A 17,381-nucleotide genomic window follows, 5' to 3' on the forward strand; every position below is an offset into this window, starting at 1 on the left:
TGCTGTCCGCGCGAACGGGTGGACCCCGGAACAAGTCCGGGGTGACGGGTAGGTTGGGCGGTTGTCCCGGCTCACGCGGCATACTCCCGCGCGACGCTGACGTCGTCGAAGGGCAGTTCCATGTCGCCGACGATCTGGCCCTGTTCGTGGCCCTTGCCGGCGATCAGGACGATGTCCTGCGGCCCCGCCTCGGCGATCGCCGCGGCGATTGCCGCGCGGCGGTCGCCGATCTCGCGGGCGTTGGTCGCACCCTTGAGGATCGCGGCGCGGATCGTCGCGGGGTCCTCGGTGCGCGGATTGTCGTCGGTGACGATGGCGAGGTCGGCCTGCATCTGCGCGACCTGCCCCATCGTCTCACGCTTGCCGGGATCGCGGTCGCCGCCGGCGCCGAACACGACGATCAGGCGGCCGCCGGCATGCGGCTTGAGCGCGGCGATCGCCGCTTCGAGCGCATCGGGGGTATGCGCGTAATCGACATAGACCGGCGCGCCGCTGCGCGCGATCGCCGCCCGCTCCAGCCGCCCGCGCACCGGTTGCAGCCGCGCGAGATCGGCGATCGTCCGCGCGACGTCGCCGCCGGTCGCGATGACGAGGCCCGCCGCGACGAGCGCGTTGGCCGCCTGATAACCGCCGATCAGCGGCAGCGTGACGCGATGCGTCTCCCCCTCCGCCTCAATCGTCAGCCCCTGCCCCAGCAGGGTCGGGTCGCGCCCGACCAGCCGCAGCGTCGCGCCGCGCTCGCCGACCGTCACCAGTCGGTTGCCGCGCGCCTGCGCGAGGTCGATCACCCGCGCCGCATGCACGTCGTCGGCCCAGACCACCGCGGTGCCTTCGGGGCTCAGCACTTCGGAAAACAGGCGCAGCTTGGCGGTCAGATAGGCGCCCATGTCGCCGTGATAATCGAGATGGTCGCGGCTGAGATTGGTGAAGGCCGCCGCGGCGACGCTCAGCCCCTCGGTGCGATACTGGACGAGGCCGTGGCTCGACGCCTCGAAGGCGACGTGCGTGATCCCCTCGCGCGCGAGGCCGGCGACGTTGGACAGGAAGGTGACGACGTCGGGCGTGGTCAGCCCGGTCGTCACGCGCTCGTCGGCGGTGGTGACGCCGAGCGTGCCGATCGAGGCGGCATGCGCGCCTGCCATCCGCCAGAGCTGCCGCGTCATCTCGACGGTCGAGGTCTTGCCGTTGGTGCCGGTGACCGCGATTGCGACCTCCGGGAAGGGCGCGAAGAAGGTCGCCGCGGCGCGCGCGAACCGCTCGCGCGGATTGTCGTCGACGATTGCCACCGCGCCCTCGACCGGCACGCCGGGCCGCGTCACCACCGCGATCGCGCCCGAGCGGACGGCATCGGCGATATACTCCTCGCCGTTGACGCGCGCGCCCTGAAAGGCGCCGAAGACGGTGCCGGGGGCGACCTTGCGATGATCGATCGCGAAGCCGGTGACGATCGCCTCTTCGCCGCCGCCGGTGAGTGCGCCCAGTCTCATTACACCCCCTTTAGTTGCCGCTGGCCAGCTTGCGCGTCGGGTCCTGCCAGATCAACGGCATCAGGTCCGACACGTCGATGTCCTGCCGCTCGTCGGGAACGACGCCGAGCATCGCGCCGACGCGCGAGATCGTCCGCCCGACGACGGGCGCGGCGTTCCACGCGGCGGTCTTCCAGCCGCCGGTTTCCTTCGTACCCTTGGGCGAATCGAGCATGGCAAGCACCACATAGCGCGGTGCGTCCATCGGGAAAGCCGCCGCGAACGTCGCGACGTTGCGCGAATGGTCGTAGCCGCCCGCCACCGCCGCCTCGGCGGTGCCGGTCTTGCCGCCGACGCGATAGCCCGGCGCCTCGCCCTTGCGGCCGGTGCCGCGCAGCACGATCAGCCGCAGCATCTGCCGCATCCGCGCGCTGGTCTGTTCGCTGATGACGCGACGGCCGACCGGCGCCTGCCCCGGCGCGACCTTCATCAGCGTCGCCGGCCGCCAGATGCCGCCGTTGACCAGTGCGGCATAGGCGCTGGCGAGATGCAGCGGCGTCACCGCGATGCCATGGCCGTAGGCGGTGGTCATCGTCGTGGTGCGCGCCCAATAGGTCGGCATCAGCGGCCGCCCCTTTTCGCGCAGCTCGATGTCGGGCTTGGTGTCGAAGCCCAATTTGCGGAACATCGTCTGCATCTTCTGCGGCCCGATCTCATCGGCGATGCGTGCGGTGGCGATGTTGGACGAATAGATCAGCGTTTCGGGCATCGACAGCCAACGCTGCGGATCGCCGCGCTCGTCATGGATGGTGAAGCCGCCGACCTTCAACGGATGCGTCGCGTCGAACTTGCGGTTGAGCGTCACCGTGCCGGTGTCGATCGCGGTAGCGACGGTGATCGGCTTGAAGGTCGAGCCGAGCTCGAACACGCTCTGCGTGGTGATGTTGCGCAGCTCTTCCGAGCCCGCCATGCCGACGCGATTGGGATTGAACGTCGGCAGCGACACCATCGAGATCACCTCGCCGGTGGCGACGTCGAGCACGATGCCGCCCGCGCCGCGCGCCGAGAAGGTGTTCATCGCGCGGCTGAGCTCGCTTTCCAGCGCCGCCTGCACGCGCACGTCGATCGACAGCGCGACCGGCTGGCCCGCCTTGGTCGGGTCGAGCAGTCGTTCGTCGAGCACCCGCTCCATGCCGCTCATGCCGTGGCCGTCGGTCGACAGGAAGCCGAGCGCATGGCTCGCCATCGTCGATTGCGGATAGAGGCGCTGCGTCTCGCGCGCGAAGACCAATGCCGGCTCGCCGATCGCATTGACCTGTTCGACCAGCGCCGGGCTGGCGCGGCGCTGGAGGTAGACGAAGCTCACCGGGCGGGTGAGCTGGCCGTAGAACCACGCCTGATCGCCGCGATCGGGCATCAGCGCGGCGAGGCGGCTGGCGATCTCCATCTTGTCGCCGATGATCTGCTTGGGGTGGACCGCGATCGTCCAGGCGTCGATCGTCCGCGCCATCGGCGCGCCATTGCGATCGACGATATCGCCGCGCGCGGCAAGCGCGGCGACGCGCGCCTCCGCCTCGCCGCCCGACATCACGCCGAGCATCACCAGCCGGCCGATGACCAGCGTCACCGCCGCGGCGAAGAGCATCAGCAACATCATCAGCCGCATATGCGACGTCGCCACCAGCGCATGGCGCTGGGTGGCGTTGCGCCGTTGCTGTGCGGGCCGGGCGACGACGACGGTCAACGCTTGCGGGCCTCCGCGCGCGCGCTGCTGAGGATATCGCCGAGCGTCGTGTCGGACAGCAGCTTCTTGTCGAGCATCGCCACCGCCTGCGGCCGGACCTTGGCGACCGCGACCTTGGCGCGCGCCGCCTCGTTCAGCTTCGCGAGCATCGGCGCGCTCTTCTCGATCGCGGCGACCTTGATGACCGCGCGCTTGGCGGTCGGCAGCGCGGCGGCGACCTGGACGACGGCGGGCGCGGGCGTGGCGGCGGGGGCGGCGACGTTGACGGTGGCGAGCGACGGCACGACGAGCGCGGCCAGCTTGGTCCCCGGCGCGGTCACGCCGACCTGGTTGACGTCGAGGCTGGCGAGCGCGCCCTCGTCGGTGACGAACTGTCCGGCGACCGGCGCGGCGAGCGCCAGCGTCTCGCCATTCCACTTCTCGAGCTGGGCGAGATTGGCACGCGTCTCGAACTCGGTTTCCAGCGCGCGGATGTCGCGCTGCGCCGAATCGATCTTGCGGTCCATCGTCTCGAGCTTCTTGCGCTCCGCCGCGACCTGCAGCGACACCAGGTAGAAGCCGAGGACGATGGCGACGCAGCCACCGAACCACCCGATCCCCTTCAACCGATACGCCGCCGTCATGATGTCACCTCCGCCAGATTGCCATTGCCCCAAGCGGGCGCCGCCGTTCGCAGGGCGGTCCGCAACGTCGCCGAGCGCGCGCGGGGATTGCGCGCGACCTCGGCCTCGCCGGCGCGCACCGCGCGGCCGACGGCCTCGAAACTCGGGGCGATGCCCGCCGCCGCCTGCGGCAGATGCCGCGAGCCGCCCGGCGCATTGCCCGACCGGTCGCGCAGGAAGCGCTTGACCAGCCGATCCTCCAGACTGTGGAAGGTGACGATCGCCAAGCGGCCGCCCGGCTTCAAAACGCGCTCGGCCGCGGCGAGGCCGTCGGCGAGCTCGCCCAGTTCGCGGTTCACATGGATGCGGATCGCCTGGAAGGTGCGCGTCGCCGGGTCCTTCTTGTCGTGCGGGCGATGGCCGAGCGCCTTGCGCACGACATTGGCCAGTTCCGACGTGCGGGTCAGCGGGCGCGCGGCGACGATCGCGCGCGCGACGCGGCGCGACTTTGGCTCGTCGCCATAATGATAGAGGATGTCGGCGATCGCCTCTTCCTCGGCGGTGTTGAGGAAGTCGGCGGCGCTCGCCCCCTCCTGGCTCATCCGCATGTCGAGCGGGCCGTCCGACTGGAAGGAGAAGCCGCGCTCGGCCTGATCGAGCTGCATCGACGACACGCCGATATCCATCGTCAGCCCGTCGACCGGCGCCTCGAGCGCCGCCTCCAGCGCCGAAAAGTCGCTGTGGACGAGCGTCAGGCCGGGGATGTTCGCGGCGCGGCCCGCGGCGATCGCATCGGGGTCGCGGTCGAAGGCCACGACCTGCGCGCCGGTGGCGAGGATGGCGCGCGTATAGCCGCCGGCGCCGAAGGTCGCGTCGACGATCCGCTCGCCCGGGGCGGGGGCGAGCGCGGCGACGACCTCATCGAGCAGCACGGGAATGTGCGGGGCGTCGCTCACAGCGCGATGCCCTTGTCCTGGCAGTAATAGCGGCAGGCGGCGACCATCTGCGGCGCGATGTTCGGCGTCGACAGCAAGGTCTTGGGGTCCCAGATCTCGATATAGTCGAGCGTGCCCCAGAAGAAGGCATGCGCCCCGATACCGGCATAGAAACGGGGAAAACCCGGCATGATGAAGCGCCCCGATCCGTCGAACGGCACGGCTTCGCCATTGGCTCCGCCGCGCTTGATATTGTGATCGATCTTGCCGTCGGGACCGCGCGACAGCGCGACCCGCTCGTTCAGCTCGCGCTTGAGCTCGGCGAGATAGGCAGGATCGTAGGCGATCAGGCAGGGCTGGTCCTCGTGCGCGGCGATGATGACCGTGCCGCCGTCCTTGCCGTCGGGTCGCGGTGCATTCTCGGCCAAGGTCGAGCGGAGCGCATTGGGGATGGCGACGCGACCCTTGTCGTCGACAAGAGCAAGTCCGCTTCCCTGATAATCGCCCCTTTCCGACACTGCCGTCTCGCACCCTGACGCGCACGGCTCACCGTTCCGAAAAACGACCCGTCGTCGCCGTTCGGCCTGTTGCGATGGACGCAACCGGTGATGCCTGCCCGTTGACGCTGTTGGTATCAACAGCACCCCGGGGACGCAACGGGATTTTTGGGGAAAAGCGGGGAAACGACCCCGTCGTCGCCTAGCCGGGTGGGCGCGCACCCCACGACCGACGCGACACGGCCTTGCTCGAAGGCAATAAAATGCGTCTAATCAGATGCTTAGCTGCGATCCCCGGATTTCCCCGGCGGCGCATCAGCGCGGTGCTTGACTGTTGCTGGTGGAGGGGGCGACGCCCAGTTCGGCAAGCGGCTCGCCCGATGCGCCCGCCGCGGCCGCAGCGGCGCCGGCGTTGGTCATGGCGATGTTGGCGACCACGTCGGCCTGCGCCGATCCGGCGGCGGCGATCGGCCGCTCGCGGGTGGCCGAGCCGAGGATGGCGCTGGCAACGGCGATCAGCAGCACCACGGCAACCAGGCCGATCACACCGACCTTGATCCGTTGCATCGTCTGCTGGGTGTCTCGCACGGCTCTCATCTTGCCGCGCCTCTGTAACGGTTCGTCACCGGTTTGTCGAATAAGCGGTTGGCGGGGCGCCGGACGACGGCCGTCGGCCCACGCGCCCCGTCAGCGGCCGCTATGCCAGCCCCTTGGCGGCACGCCATTCGGGATCGTAGAGCGACGACAGATAGCGGAAGCCCGTATCGCACAGGATCGTCGCGATCCGCTTGCCCGGCCCGAGCCGCTCGGCGAGCCGCACCGCGCCGGCGACGTTGATCCCCGAAGACAAACCGAGGCAAAGCCCCTCCTCGTCGAGCAGCCGCCGTACCCAGCGATAGCCCTCCTGGTCGGAGATGCGGAACTGGGTGTCGATCGGCGCGCCGTCGAGATTGGCGGTTATCCGCCCCTGCCCGATTCCCTCGGCGACCGACGAGCCCTCGGCGCGCAATTCGCCATGCGCGTAATATTCGTAGAGCGCCGCGCCATGCGGATCGCTGAGCGCGATGCAGATGCTTTCGTCCTTGGCCTTCAATCCCAGCCCGACGCCGGCGATCGTCCCGCCGGTGCCCGCCGCGCAGGTGAAGCCATCGATCCGCCCCTCCATCTGCTGCCAGATCTCCTCGGCGGTGCCGACGATATGCGCGCGGCGGTTGGCGACATTGTCGAACTGGTTCGCCCACAAGGCATTGTCGCGCTCCTCCGCGATCCGGCGCGAGGTGTGCACGAAATGATAGGGGCTGGCATAAGGCGCCGCCGGCACCAGCACCAGCTCGGCGCCGAGCGCGCGCAGCGTGTCCATCTTCTCGCGGCTCTGCGTTTCGGGCATGACGATGATCGTCCGATAGCCCTTGGCGTTGGCGACCAGCGCGAGGCCGATGCCGGTGTTGCCCGCCGTCCCCTCGACGATCGTGCCGCCGGGATGGAGCACGCCGCGCGCTTCCGCATCCTCGACGATGCCGAGCGCGGCGCGGTCCTTCACCGAGGCGCCGGGGTTGGCGAATTCGCACTTGCCGAAGATGTCGCATCCGGTCGCCTCGCTCGGCCCCTTCAGTCGGACGAGGGGGGTGTTGCCGATCAGGGCGAGGGTGTCGGGCGTGGTATGCATCGTCGCTAGATGGCGCGTGGCAGCGCCAGCGGCAAGCGAAGCTAAGCTTGGCGGCGGCCAAGCGGGGCGGCGTCCGTCGCATTTTCCCGAGCCAGCTCACATACGTCAGTCATCCTGCTTGACGCTCCTTGCTGCATGCGCGAAGCGTCGCGCCGCTATGAAGAGCCCCCTCCTCCTCTCCGCCACCGCCGCGCTGCTCGCGCTGGCGGCCTGCAACTCCAAGCCCAACTCGGCCGAGGTGCTCGACTCCAACCCCGATCCGATGGCCAACGCCCTCGCCAACCGCGGCCCGGTCGAGCTGCCGCCCGCGATCAAGGCGGAAAAGACCTTCCGCTGCAAGGACAACAGCTTGCTCTACGTCACCCTGTTCGAGGGCGACAAGCTGGCACTCGTCAAGACGTCGCAGACTGGTACCGCTACCCGCCTGACCGCCGAGAAGACGGGCGATCCGCTCGTCGCCGAAGGCGGCTGGAAGCTGACCGGCGATCCCAAGACGATCACCGTCACCCAGCCGGGCAAGCCGTCGCAGAGCTGCAAGTCGTAAGCTGCGGCACCGCACAACGTTTCCGGGCCGGTGGAGCGATCTGCCGGCCCTTTTGCGTGGGCGTCGGCGATCGACCGTTGCCGGAATAGGTCCATTCCGGTACGTCGCTGGCATGGCGACGATCGCGATCTACAGTTCGAAGGGCGGCGTGGGCAAGACCACGCTGTCGGTCAACCTCTCCTACAGCAGCGCCGCCTTGTCGAAGCGGCGCACCATCCTGTGGGATCTCGATCCGCAGGCGGCGAGCAGCTGGGTGCTCGGCCGGACGCCCGTCGGCGACCAGGCGCGTGCCCTGTTCACCAAGGATGCCAAGCCCGCGGCGCACACCCGCCCCACCGACATTCCGCTGCTCGACCTGATCGCCGCCGACGATTCGCTGCGCACGCTCGACCTCGTGCTGCACGATATCGGCAAGCGCCGGCGGCTCGACCGGCTGATCGAGCAGATCGGTGATTACGACCATGTCCTGCTCGACTGCCCGCCCGGCCTGACCGAGACCAGCGAACAGGTGATCCGCGCCGCCGACCTCATCGTCCTGCCGGTGATCCCCTCGCCCTTCGCGCAGCGGGCGCATGACGAGGTGGTCCGTCACCTCGGCGGCAAGGTGCCGGTGTTGCCGGTCCATATGATGGTCGACCGCCGCCGCCGGCTCCACGCCGACGCGCTCGCCGCCCACCCCGACTGGCCGGCGATCCCGATGGCGAGCGCGGTCGAGGCGATGGCCGAGCATCGCGCCCCGGTCGCGACCTATGCGCCGCGGTCGGCCGCGGCGGCGGCGTTCGCCCGATTGTGGACGACGATCGAAAGCCGGCTGGCCAAATAGCGTCCCATATCATCCGCTCGTTCGAAGGACCGCCCATGCGCCTGATCGGCATGCTCGATTCACCTTATGTCCGCCGGGTGGCGATCTCGATGAAGGCTATGGGCCTGACGTTCGATCACGAGCCTTTATCGGTGTTCCGCGATGTGGCGGCGTTCGGCGCGATCAACCCCACCGTCAAGGCGCCGACGCTGGTCACCGACGACGGCGTCGTGCTGATCGAATCGACGCTGATCCTCGACTGGCTCGAACGGATCGTGCCGGCGGAGCGCCGCCTGCTGCCGGACGATCCCGCCGCCTTTCTCGCGTCGCAGCGCGTGATCGGGCTGGCGCTCGCCGCCTGCGAGAAGACGGTGCAGATCGTCTACGAGACCAATTTGCGACCGGCGGAGAAGCAGCACCAGCCTTGGCTCGACCGCGTGCAAGAGCAATTGCTGGCGGCGTACGATTTGCTCGAGGCGGCCTATGCCGGGGTCGACGACTGGCTCGTCGCGGGCCGATGGACGCAGGCGGACATCACCACGGCGGTCGCCTGGCGCTTCACCGGCAGCAAGCTGGGCGACGTCGTGCCCCCGGCGCGCCATCCGGCCCTCGCCGCCCTCTCCGCGCGCGCGGAAGCGACGGCGGAATTCGCGGCGCTGCCGCTGGAATAGGGCGTGATCGATATTCATCGATGCTGCGACAGCGACACCTTCTCTCCGTCACCCCGGACTTGATCGAGCTCCCTGCAAAAGCCGCCATCACCGATACATGGGCGCAGTGCTCCTGCGAAAGCAGGAGCCCAGAGCCAAGCAAAACAACGCCTTTATGGCGTTCGGGACTCCTGGGCTCCTGCTTTCGCAGGAGCACTATGTGGCTTCCGCCGAGGGCTCGGCCGGGGTCCGCTACGTGCCGGTCGGGATGAAGCGGGACCCCGGGTCGAGCCCGGGGTGACGCGAAGTACGAAGCTTGGACAGCTGACATGGGCGGGAAACCGCCAGAAGGCCGAGCCGCGACTCGCCCCCACTTGCACCGCCGCATCGGCTGCGCCACCTCAGCGGTGATGGAGACACTCGATCCACACCTCGTGCTCGGCGCCTATGCGGTCGGCGTCTTCCCGATGGCGGACGATCGCAAGGCCGCCAGCGTCTATTGGGTCGAGCCGCGCAGCCGCGCGATCCTGCCGATCGACGGCTTCCGCGTGTCGCGCTCGCTGCGCAAGACGATCGCGCGCGACCGGTTCCGCGTCACCGCCGACACCGCCTTCGAACGGATGATCCAGCTCTGCGCGGAAAGCGCCGAGGATCGCCCGGAGACGTGGATCAACACCGGTATCGAACGGGCCTTCGTCGCGCTGCATCGCATGGGCTTCGCGCATGCGATCGAATGCTGGGAGGGCGACGAGCTGGTCGGCGGCCTCTACGGCCTCGCGCTCGGTCGCGCCTTCTTCGGCGAATCGATGGTCAGCCGCCGAACCGATGCATCCAAGGTCGCACTCGCCTGGCTGGTCGCGCGGCTCAAGGTCGGCGGCTTCACCTTGCTCGACTGCCAGTTCCAGACCTCGCACCTCGCCTCGCTGGGCGCGGTGGAGATCGACCGGAAGGATTATTGCGCGTTGCTCGCCGGTGCGCTGGAGGGGACGATCGGTTCGTCGGGGGTGGTATCGGCATCGTCCGCCGCCGGCGACTTCTTCGCGCTCGACCGGTTGCCCGCCGCCTCGCCACCGGACAGCGAGGTCGTGCCCGGGCCGGTCGCCGGCCACGACATCGTGCAGCTCTTGGTCCAGACGTCGTAGACCGGGTGCTGAACGACGTTGAGCGACGGCCGTTCCTTGAACAGCCAGCCCGAAAACGCCCGCCGCCAATGCCGGTCGCTGCCGCGGACGTCGAGCTGCACGAACGCGCCGGTGAGCTGATCCTGCTCCCAGGGTGCGGTATGTTCGCAGGCGCGCAGCCGGACGATCGCATCGCCGACGCGGACCGCCTGCCCGGGCCGCAGCGTCAGGTCGCGGCTGACGCCGTTGCGCTTGTTGAGCAGGCCGACCACGGCCACCCGCTGTGCCATCGGCGTGCCGCCGGTCGGCAAGGCGACGTCGGTGGTCGCGACGGTCTCGATGCCCTCGCTCTGGTTCGCCTCGCTCGGCGCGAATTCCTGTACGGCGACGGCGCGGCCGGCTTCGTCCGACCGCTGCCACGCGCGATAGCCGAACACCGCGGCCAGCCCCAGCACCACCAGCAGGACGCCGGCGGCGAGCCAGCGTCGCGTCACCCTTCGGGCGTCCAGGCTTCGTAGTCGCCGGTCGCGGCGGCGCGCTTGCCGCCCTTCTCGAGCGCGCCCGAGGGGCGATAGGCGAGCGGCGTACCCGTCATGTTGGGCACCGCCGGCTTCTGCCACGGCCGCGGCGCGGGCATCGCGCGAGCGGGCACGTCGTCGATCTGATGATGCAGCCAGCTGAACCATTCGGGCGGCACGCGGCTGGCGTCGTTGGCGCCCTCGTAGATCACCCAGCGGCGCACGCGGCCGCTGCCGTCCTTGCCCCCCTGATAATAGACGTTGCCGAGCGAATCGGTGCCGACCTGCGCCATGCCGCGCAAGCCGTAGAGCATCGTGCCCCAGGATGCGCCGTTCCACCAGGTGAAGGGATTGAGGTTGATGCCCATGATGCGCCTGCGCTTACCCGCTGCGGCGGCGGCCTTCAACCGGGATCGTCGTCCGCTCGCCAGCTGGCTCGTTCCCGCGCCAGGCCGGGGCTGCCGGATGATGCCAGTTGATCGACATGGCGGCTGCGTGACGAGAGCCCGTTCGCCCATTTTCCATCATGCCGGACCGGTCTTTGGCGATCGTTCGAGCGCCAAAGACCCTCACCGGCGCTCACTTCGCCCAGGTCACCCTGTCGCCTTCGGCAATGCCGAGGTCTGCGGCGCGGCCGCCGACCAGTTCGAGCACGGCGGCGACCGGCTCGCGCGAGGGCACCGGCGTCTCCGAGAAGGGCACGGTGTTCTCCGCGATGGTCGCGATCGTGCCGTCGGCGCGGATGAACAGGATGTCGAGCGGGGTCGGCGTGTTCTTCATCCAGAAGTTCGCCTCGCGCGGGCCGCCGCCTTCGGCCGGATAGGGCGCGAAGAGCATGCCGCCGTCGGGCTTCAGGTCGGTGCGGTACATCAGCCCGCGCGCCTGCTCGGCCGCCGTCGTCGCCCGCTCGACCTGAAAGACGTGCGCGCCGTTGGCGCTGGTGATCGTCACCGGCAGCAGCGCCTTGGCCGTCGCGTCGGTCGGCGGCGTGCGGGTGAACACCCCTTGCTGGATCGCCACGCCGCCCGCGCCGAGCCCCAGCACCGCGACGATCGCCAGCATCGCCTTCGATCCGATCACGCGGTCAGCCCTCCTCGACGGTGACCGCGAGCGGTCCCTTGCGGCCGGCGACGATGCGCGCACGCAGCCGCTGTTCGGGCTCGACCGCGGCGATGCCGGCGCGGCGCAGCGTCTCCATATGAACGAACACGTCGCTGCCGTCGCTGTCGCGGACCAGGAAGCCATAGCCCTTCAGCCGGTTGAACCATTTGACCGCAGCGCCTTCGAACGGCCCGGCCTCGTCGATCAGCGCGACCGGATCGACCCGGTCGGCGGCGCGCGGCGCCCGCGGCGCATCCTCGACGGCGTTCGACAGATCGATCGCGATCACCTCGCGTGCCTGATAGCCGCGGCCGCGCTGCACCGCGAGCGTCTCGACCCGTGCGCCCTCGGGCAGGCTGCGGCGGCCGTACGGCTGCAAAACGGAAAAGTGGATCAGCACGTCGCCCAGCGACCGGTCGTCGGCGACCGCGAAGCCGAAGCCGCGCGTGACGTCGAACCATTTAATCACGCCGGCGATGGCGATCGGCCCCTCGCCCTCATTCGTCGCGGCTTGCAGACCAGCACGCGCGCCGGGCATATCCCCGTCGTCACGCTCGTCGCCCTCCCGTTGCGGCTCGCTACGCATCACTGCACCCCTATGGACGCTACGCTAGCACGGTTCATCGCTGCTGCAATTGCGAAAGGGACGTTTACCCGATTTCTCCGAACTCGCTTTCGTCCCGCGCTGCGACAATCCGGCGCGACAAATCCATTGCATGTCCGGCCCGGAGCATCGCGGCGAGTTGCTTGTCGCGGACCGCGCGATCGTCGTTCGGCGGCCCGAACGGCCCGATCCGCTTGCGCCGCGCGAAGGTGAGCGCCGCCGCCTCGGCCTGTTCGTGGATCTGCGGCGCCAGATCCTCCGTATCCGCCTCGCCGACATGGGCGTGGCGCAGCGCCATCGTCACCCGCCGCGCGCCGAGCCCGCGCCGGGTCAGCGCCGCCGCCTTGCTCTCCGCGTACAGCCGGTCGTCGACATAGCCGAGATCGGCCATCCGCTGCGCCAGCGCCTGCGGGTCGGCGGCGTCGCCATCCCAGCCGCGTTCGCGGATCTTGCGGTGGAGATAGTCGGCCAATTTGCCGCGCGTCGTCGCGAAGCGTTCGACGTAGCGCAGCGCCATCCGCTCCAAAGCGGCGGCATCGAGCGGGGGAAGAGTACGCCGTTCCTGCCTCATGGCCATGTTGTTGCCACAGTGGCGCTCGATTTAGAACGATGATCGCGCGTTATAGCGCACAGTGAAGATGGTTTCGCCCCGTGGCGAGTGAACAGGATTTTGTATGACCGAGCAGTCCGCGCCCTCGCCGACGCCCCAGATGGCGGCCACGCCGACGCTGGACGACCTGCCCCGTCGCTATGCCGATTTCGCCACGCTCGGCGAGGCGCTGGATTATGCCGCCACGGGCGTGCGCGGCCTCAACTTCCACGATGCCCGCGGTGCGCTCGCCCGTGCCTATCCGTTCGCCGAGCTGCGCCGCGACGCGATCGCGATGGCGCATCGCCTGATCGCCGCCGGCGTGCAGCCCGAGGACCGGATTGCCTTGGTCGCCGAGACCGGGCCGGAATTCGCCGCGCTGTTCTTCGGTGCGGTCTATGCCGGCGCCTGGCCGGTGCCGCTGCCGCTGCCGACCTCGTTCGGCGGGCGCGATTCCTATATCGAACAGCTCCGCGTCCAGCTCGCGAGCTGCGAGCCGAAGATGCTGATCTTCCCGCCCGAGCTCGCCGCGATGGCGGCCGAGGCGGCACGGCTCGCGGGGACCGAGGGGATCGACTGGTCCGACTTCGCCGACCGTCCGGCGGTCGCGGCGCCGCTGCCGCAGGCGGACGGAGAGGCGATCGCCTATCTGCAATATTCCAGCGGCTCGACGCGCTTCCCGCACGGCGTCGCGATCACGCACCATGCGCTGCTCAACAATCTCGCCGCGCACAGCCACGGCATGGAAATCGCTGCCGACGGCACCGATCGCTGCGTCAGTTGGCTGCCCTGGTATCACGACATGGGGCTCGTCGGTTGCTTCCTGTCGCCGATCGCCAACCAGGTCTCGACCGATTACCTCAAGACCGAGGATTTCGCGCGCCGCCCGCTCGCCTGGCTCGATCTCATCAGCCGCCACGACGGCACGACGCTGAGTTATTCGCCGACCTTCGGCTATGACATCTGCGCGCGCCGCATGTCGTCGCAGACCAAGGCGTCGCAGCGGTTCGACCTGTCGCGCTGGCGCGTCGCCGGTAACGGCGCCGACATGATCCGCCCTGACGTGATGCAGGCGTTCGTCGACGCCTTCGCCGATGCCGGCTTCAAGGCGAGCGCCTTCCTGCCGAGCTACGGCCTCGCCGAGGCGACGCTGGCGGTGTCGCTGATGCCGCCGGGCGAGGGCATCCGCGTCGAGCTTGTCGAGGAGACGCAATTGTCGGGCGGCGGCGATTCGCTTGCCGCCAACGACGGTCCGCGCCCGCAACGCTTCCGCGCGATCGTCAATTGCGGCAAGCCGGTGCGCGACATGACCGTCGAGATCCGCGAGGAAGACGGCACCCCACTGCCCGACGGCGCGATCGGCAAGCTCTGGTGCAAGGGACCGAGCGTGATGGTCGGCTATTTCCGCGATGCCGCGGCGACCGACGCCTGCATGAGCGACGGCTGGCTCGACACCGGCGACATGGCCTATATGTCGAACGGCTACATCTACATCGTCGGCCGCGCCAAGGACATGATCATCGTCAACGGCAAGAACCACTGGCCGCAGGACATCGAATGGGCGGTCGAGCAGCTGCCCGGCTTCAAGGCGGGCGACATCGCCGCCTTCGCGATCACCACGCCCGGCGGCGAGGAGACGCCGGCGGTGCTCGTCCAGTGCCGCAGCAGCGACGAGGCCGAGCGCCAGCGGCTGCGCGAGGAGATTCGCGAGCGCGTCCGCTCGGTGACCGGCATGAACTGCGTGATCGAGCTGATCCCGCCGCGCACGCTGCCGCGCACCAGCTCGGGCAAGCTGTCGCGCGCCAAGGCGCGCAACCTGTATCTGAGCGGCGACATCAAGCCTTACGCGATCGCGGCCTGACGCCCCTGTCGGTTTCGTGACGTTGACGTAAAAAAGACCCGTCACCCCGGACTTGTTCCGGGGTCCACCGCGCCGCGAGGGCATGGTGCCGCCTCAAGCCCCTCTCCCCGCCGCAGTGTGGACCCCGGAACAAGTCCGGGGTGACGCCGTGGGTGTGGTAGCGGACCAACCCCTGCCCACGGTCCCCTCCGACAGGACACTTAAACCGAAAACGATAATGGAAGCCGATCGATCAAATTCGGTGAAGTAACTGGCATTTCGGATGAAATCTCAATCCGGTTCTAACACTCCGTCAACCTTGACCGGGTAACCCCCCGCGGGTGAACCAAGAAACCGCGCCTGCCTCGGATCCCAGCGCGATCCGCTTTTCTCAGCTGCTGGGGTTTCGCGACGGCGACGACGCCGCGCATTGGGCACGTATCCGCTCGACGCAACTGGACGCCGGCCGCCAGCTCGCCTTGCTGCTGCTCTGCGCGAATCTGATCGGCGCGGCGACCACCGTGTCGCTGTTCGCGACGCAGGTGTCGGCATGGTGGCTGGGCGGCTGGGCGATGCTCGTCGCGGCGGTGTCGGTCACCGTCGCGATGCGCCGGCTCAGCACGCGGCATCGCGACGGCGGCTATGCCACCCAGGCCGACCTGCGCGCCACTGCGATCGAGGGCGTCGCGCTCGCCGTCGCCTGGTCGATCCCCTGCCTGATCTTCAACACCCATCCCGGGTCCAACAGCGCCTATGTGCTGTGGATGATCCTGTCGGTGCTGATGACCGCCGGTGCGGTCGCGATGGCACCGCTGGCGCTCGCCACGATCGCCTTCGTCGGCGGGCTCGGCCTGTCGGTGACGGTGAAGCTGGTGACGATCGGAAGCTTTGCCGCGGCCTGCGCAACGTCGATCTTCACCGTGATGCTGATCGTCGTCTGCCTCAACCGCGCCCGCTCGCTGGTGGTGATCCGCGCCAGCCAGATCGCGCTGGCGGAACGCGACGAGACGGTCAGCCTGCTGCTGCGCGAATTCGAGGAGACCAGCGCCGACTGGCTGTGGGAGACCGACGCCGCCCGCCGCGTCGTCAAGGCTTCGCCCCGCTTCGCTTATGCCTGCCGGCTCGATCCGGTCACCATCGAAGGCATGCCCTTCCTCCAGGTGCTCGCCGGACCGACCTGGGACACCGGCGAATTCACCCCCGGCCTGCGCGCCCTCGCCGACAAACTGAAGACGCGCGACAGCTTCCGCGACCTGCGGCTGTCGCTCACCGTCGACGGCGAGGAGCGCTGGTGGGAACTCGCCGCCAGCCCGCGGTTCGACGAAAACGGGTCTTTCTGCGGCTTCCGCGGCGTCGGCTCGGACGTCACCGAACAGCGCGCATCGGCCGACAAGATCAACCGGATGGCGCGCTTCGACACGCTGACCGGCCTGCCCAACCGGCTGATGGTCAACGAGACGCTGGCGCGGGCGATGGCGGAGGCGGACAAATGGGGCGGCCGCTGCGCATTCATGATGATCGATCTCGACCGGTTCAAGGCGGTCAACGACACGCTCGGCCATCCGATCGGCGATCGCCTGCTCAGTCGCGTCGCCGAACGGCTGGCACAGTTGATGGGCGACAACGAGACCTGCGGCCGGCTCGGCGGCGACGAATTCGCGGTGGTGATGCGCGATGCGACCAACAGCAGCGCGGTCGAGGCGCTGGCGCAGCGGATCATCGAGACGCTGTCGCGCCCCTATGAGGTCGATGCCAATACGCTCTACATCGGCGCGTCGGTGGGCCTCGCGATCGGCCCGCGCGACGGCCGCACCGCGGAGATGCTGATCCGCTCCGCCGACCTCGCGCTCTACCGCGCCAAGGATGCCGGCCGCGGCGTCTACCACGCCTATGAGCCCGAGCTGCACGTGCAGGCGGAGGAGCGCCGCGTCCTCGAAATGGCGCTGCGCCAGGCGCTCGAACGCGGCGAGATGCACCTCCACTACCAGCCGGTGGTCGATGCCGCGACCGGCAGCCTCACCGGGTTCGAGGCGCTGCTGCGTTGGCACAGCCCGCAGTTCGGCGACGTTTCGCCCGCCAAGTTCATCCCGCTCGCCGAAGAGGCGCGGCTGATCCAGCCGATCGGCGAATGGGTGTTGCGCACCGCCTGCGCCGAGGCGGCGCGCTGGCCGTCGCACGTCCGCGTCGCGGTCAACGTCTCCGCCGACCAGTTGCAGAACCCCGGCTTCGTCACCGTCGTCACCTCGGCGCTGGCCGACAGCGGCCTGTCGGTCGAGCGGCTCGAGCTCGAGGTGACCGAAAGCGTCTTCATGCACGAGGGGCTCGGCGCGACCAAGGTGCTCGAACGCATCCTCGACCTCGGCGTGCGGCTCAGCCTCGACGATTTCGGCACCGGCTATTCGTCGCTCGGCTATCTCTCGCGCACCCGCTTCTCGTCGATCAAGATCGACCGCAGCTTCGTGCAGAGCGCCTCGCGCGGCGTCAAGGAAGCGATCGCGATCATCCGTGCCGTCGTCGCGCTGGCGCAGAGTCTCGGCATGGCGACCACCGCGGAAGGCGTCGAGACCCAGGCCGAACACCGGATGGTGCAGGATCTGGGCTGCACCAAGGTCCAGGGCTTCTATTTCGGCCGCCCCCTCCCCGTCGAGGAAGCCCGCGCCGTCGCCGGCCGCCGCTGGGACAGCGACGTCGCCGCTTAGGGA

Annotated in this window: 17 protein-coding genes and 1 pseudogene; 6 read left to right on the forward strand and 12 right to left on the reverse strand. The window is 69.1% G+C overall.

Translation table 11 applies throughout. From position 1 onward, the window contains the following. Positions 1-71 precede the first annotated feature (71 nt). The 7 genes from FFS23_RS14680 to FFS23_RS14710 form a co-directional block, all read right to left on the reverse strand. Entirely contained in the window at positions 72-1,487 is a 1,416-nt protein-coding gene (locus tag FFS23_RS14680) for a UDP-N-acetylmuramoyl-L-alanyl-D-glutamate--2,6-diaminopimelate ligase (RefSeq protein ID WP_137899181.1), read from the reverse strand. 10 nt (positions 1,488-1,497) lie between these two features. Next, complete coding sequence (locus tag FFS23_RS14685) at positions 1,498-3,210, reverse strand: peptidoglycan D,D-transpeptidase FtsI family protein (protein ID WP_137899182.1); 1,713 nt, start codon at positions 3,208-3,210, stop codon at positions 1,498-1,500. Next, positions 3,207-3,833: a hypothetical protein gene (locus FFS23_RS14690; RefSeq protein WP_137899183.1), complete on the reverse strand. Its 627-nt coding sequence runs from the start codon at positions 3,831-3,833 to the stop codon at positions 3,207-3,209. Before FFS23_RS14690 ends, FFS23_RS14685 begins: the two co-directional genes overlap by 4 nt. Beyond that, positions 3,830-4,768: a 16S rRNA (cytosine(1402)-N(4))-methyltransferase RsmH gene (rsmH, locus tag FFS23_RS14695; protein ID WP_137899184.1), complete on the reverse strand. Its 939-nt coding sequence runs from the start codon at positions 4,766-4,768 to the stop codon at positions 3,830-3,832. Before rsmH ends, FFS23_RS14690 begins: the two co-directional genes overlap by 4 nt. Next, on the reverse strand, positions 4,765-5,265 hold the full coding sequence (locus FFS23_RS14700) for a division/cell wall cluster transcriptional repressor MraZ (protein ID WP_038662189.1): 501 nt from the start codon (positions 5,263-5,265) through the stop codon (positions 4,765-4,767). The genes rsmH and FFS23_RS14700 overlap by 4 nt, the downstream gene beginning before the upstream one ends. A 294-nt stretch (positions 5,266-5,559) precedes the next feature. Next, positions 5,560-5,841 carry a hypothetical protein gene (locus FFS23_RS14705; RefSeq protein WP_245640691.1) on the reverse strand — a complete coding sequence of 94 codons (282 nt, stop codon included), beginning with the start codon at positions 5,839-5,841 and terminating at the stop codon, positions 5,560-5,562. A gap of 100 nt (positions 5,842-5,941) precedes the next feature. Continuing rightward, the gene (locus FFS23_RS14710; protein WP_038662194.1) at positions 5,942-6,910 is read right to left on the reverse strand and encodes a cysteine synthase A; all 969 of its coding nucleotides are present in this window, start codon (positions 6,908-6,910) and stop codon (positions 5,942-5,944) included. Between the two features lie 157 nt (positions 6,911-7,067). Here FFS23_RS14710 and FFS23_RS14715 point away from each other — a divergent pair, with 157 nt between their 5' ends. The 4 genes from FFS23_RS14715 to aat all read left to right on the forward strand — a co-directional run bounded on the left by FFS23_RS14715 (position 7,068) and on the right by aat (position 10,048). Then, a complete protein-coding gene (locus tag FFS23_RS14715; RefSeq protein WP_038662197.1) occupies positions 7,068-7,454 on the forward strand; it encodes a hypothetical protein in 387 nt (128 codons plus the stop codon). 112 nt (positions 7,455-7,566) lie between these two features. Further along, positions 7,567-8,277, forward strand: a complete 711-nt coding sequence (locus FFS23_RS14720) for a ParA family protein (protein ID WP_137899185.1) — start codon at positions 7,567-7,569, stop codon at positions 8,275-8,277. Positions 8,278-8,312: 35 nt separating this feature from the next. Continuing rightward, positions 8,313-8,927 (forward strand): glutathione S-transferase, encoded by a 615-nt coding sequence (locus FFS23_RS14725; protein WP_137899186.1) that lies wholly within the window; start codon positions 8,313-8,315, stop codon positions 8,925-8,927. Positions 8,928-9,316: 389 nt separating this feature from the next. Beyond that, positions 9,317-10,048 carry a leucyl/phenylalanyl-tRNA--protein transferase gene (gene aat / locus FFS23_RS14730; protein WP_137899187.1) on the forward strand — a complete coding sequence of 244 codons (732 nt, stop codon included), beginning with the start codon at positions 9,317-9,319 and terminating at the stop codon, positions 10,046-10,048. Between the two features lie 35 nt (positions 10,049-10,083). On the opposite strand, the pseudogene FFS23_RS14735 reads toward aat, so the two are convergent. From FFS23_RS14735 to FFS23_RS14755, 5 genes and pseudogenes are all read right to left on the reverse strand, one after another. Next, positions 10,084-10,317: pseudogene (locus FFS23_RS14735) on the reverse strand (DUF2155 domain-containing protein); the annotation flags it as partial. A 200-nt stretch (positions 10,318-10,517) separates the two neighbouring features. Continuing rightward, entirely contained in the window at positions 10,518-10,913 is a 396-nt protein-coding gene (locus FFS23_RS14740) for an NADH:ubiquinone oxidoreductase subunit NDUFA12 (RefSeq protein ID WP_038662218.1), read from the reverse strand. A 211-nt stretch (positions 10,914-11,124) separates the two neighbouring features. Beyond that, on the reverse strand, positions 11,125-11,625 hold the full coding sequence (locus FFS23_RS14745) for a DUF192 domain-containing protein (protein ID WP_249340694.1): 501 nt from the start codon (positions 11,623-11,625) through the stop codon (positions 11,125-11,127). Positions 11,626-11,629: 4 nt separating this feature from the next. Continuing rightward, a complete protein-coding gene (locus tag FFS23_RS14750; RefSeq protein WP_137899188.1) occupies positions 11,630-12,232 on the reverse strand; it encodes a cold-shock protein in 603 nt (200 codons plus the stop codon). 64 nt (positions 12,233-12,296) lie between these two features. Continuing rightward, complete coding sequence (locus tag FFS23_RS14755) at positions 12,297-12,827, reverse strand: regulatory protein RecX (RefSeq protein ID WP_137899189.1); 531 nt, start codon at positions 12,825-12,827, stop codon at positions 12,297-12,299. 97 nt (positions 12,828-12,924) lie between these two features. On the opposite strand from FFS23_RS14755, the gene FFS23_RS14760 reads away from it, so the two are divergent. Then, the gene (locus tag FFS23_RS14760) at positions 12,925-14,700 is read left to right on the forward strand and encodes a fatty acyl-AMP ligase (protein ID WP_137899190.1); all 1,776 of its coding nucleotides are present in this window, start codon (positions 12,925-12,927) and stop codon (positions 14,698-14,700) included. A gap of 320 nt (positions 14,701-15,020) precedes the next feature. Beyond that, complete coding sequence (locus FFS23_RS14765; RefSeq protein WP_137899191.1) at positions 15,021-17,378, forward strand: EAL domain-containing protein; 2,358 nt, start codon at positions 15,021-15,023, stop codon at positions 17,376-17,378. The last annotated feature ends 3 nt before the right edge of the window (positions 17,379-17,381 follow it).

The organism is Sphingomonas sp. 2SG (assembly GCF_005503285.1).
In the GTDB taxonomy this organism is placed as follows: Bacteria; Pseudomonadota; Alphaproteobacteria; order Sphingomonadales; family Sphingomonadaceae; genus Sphingomonas; species Sphingomonas taxi.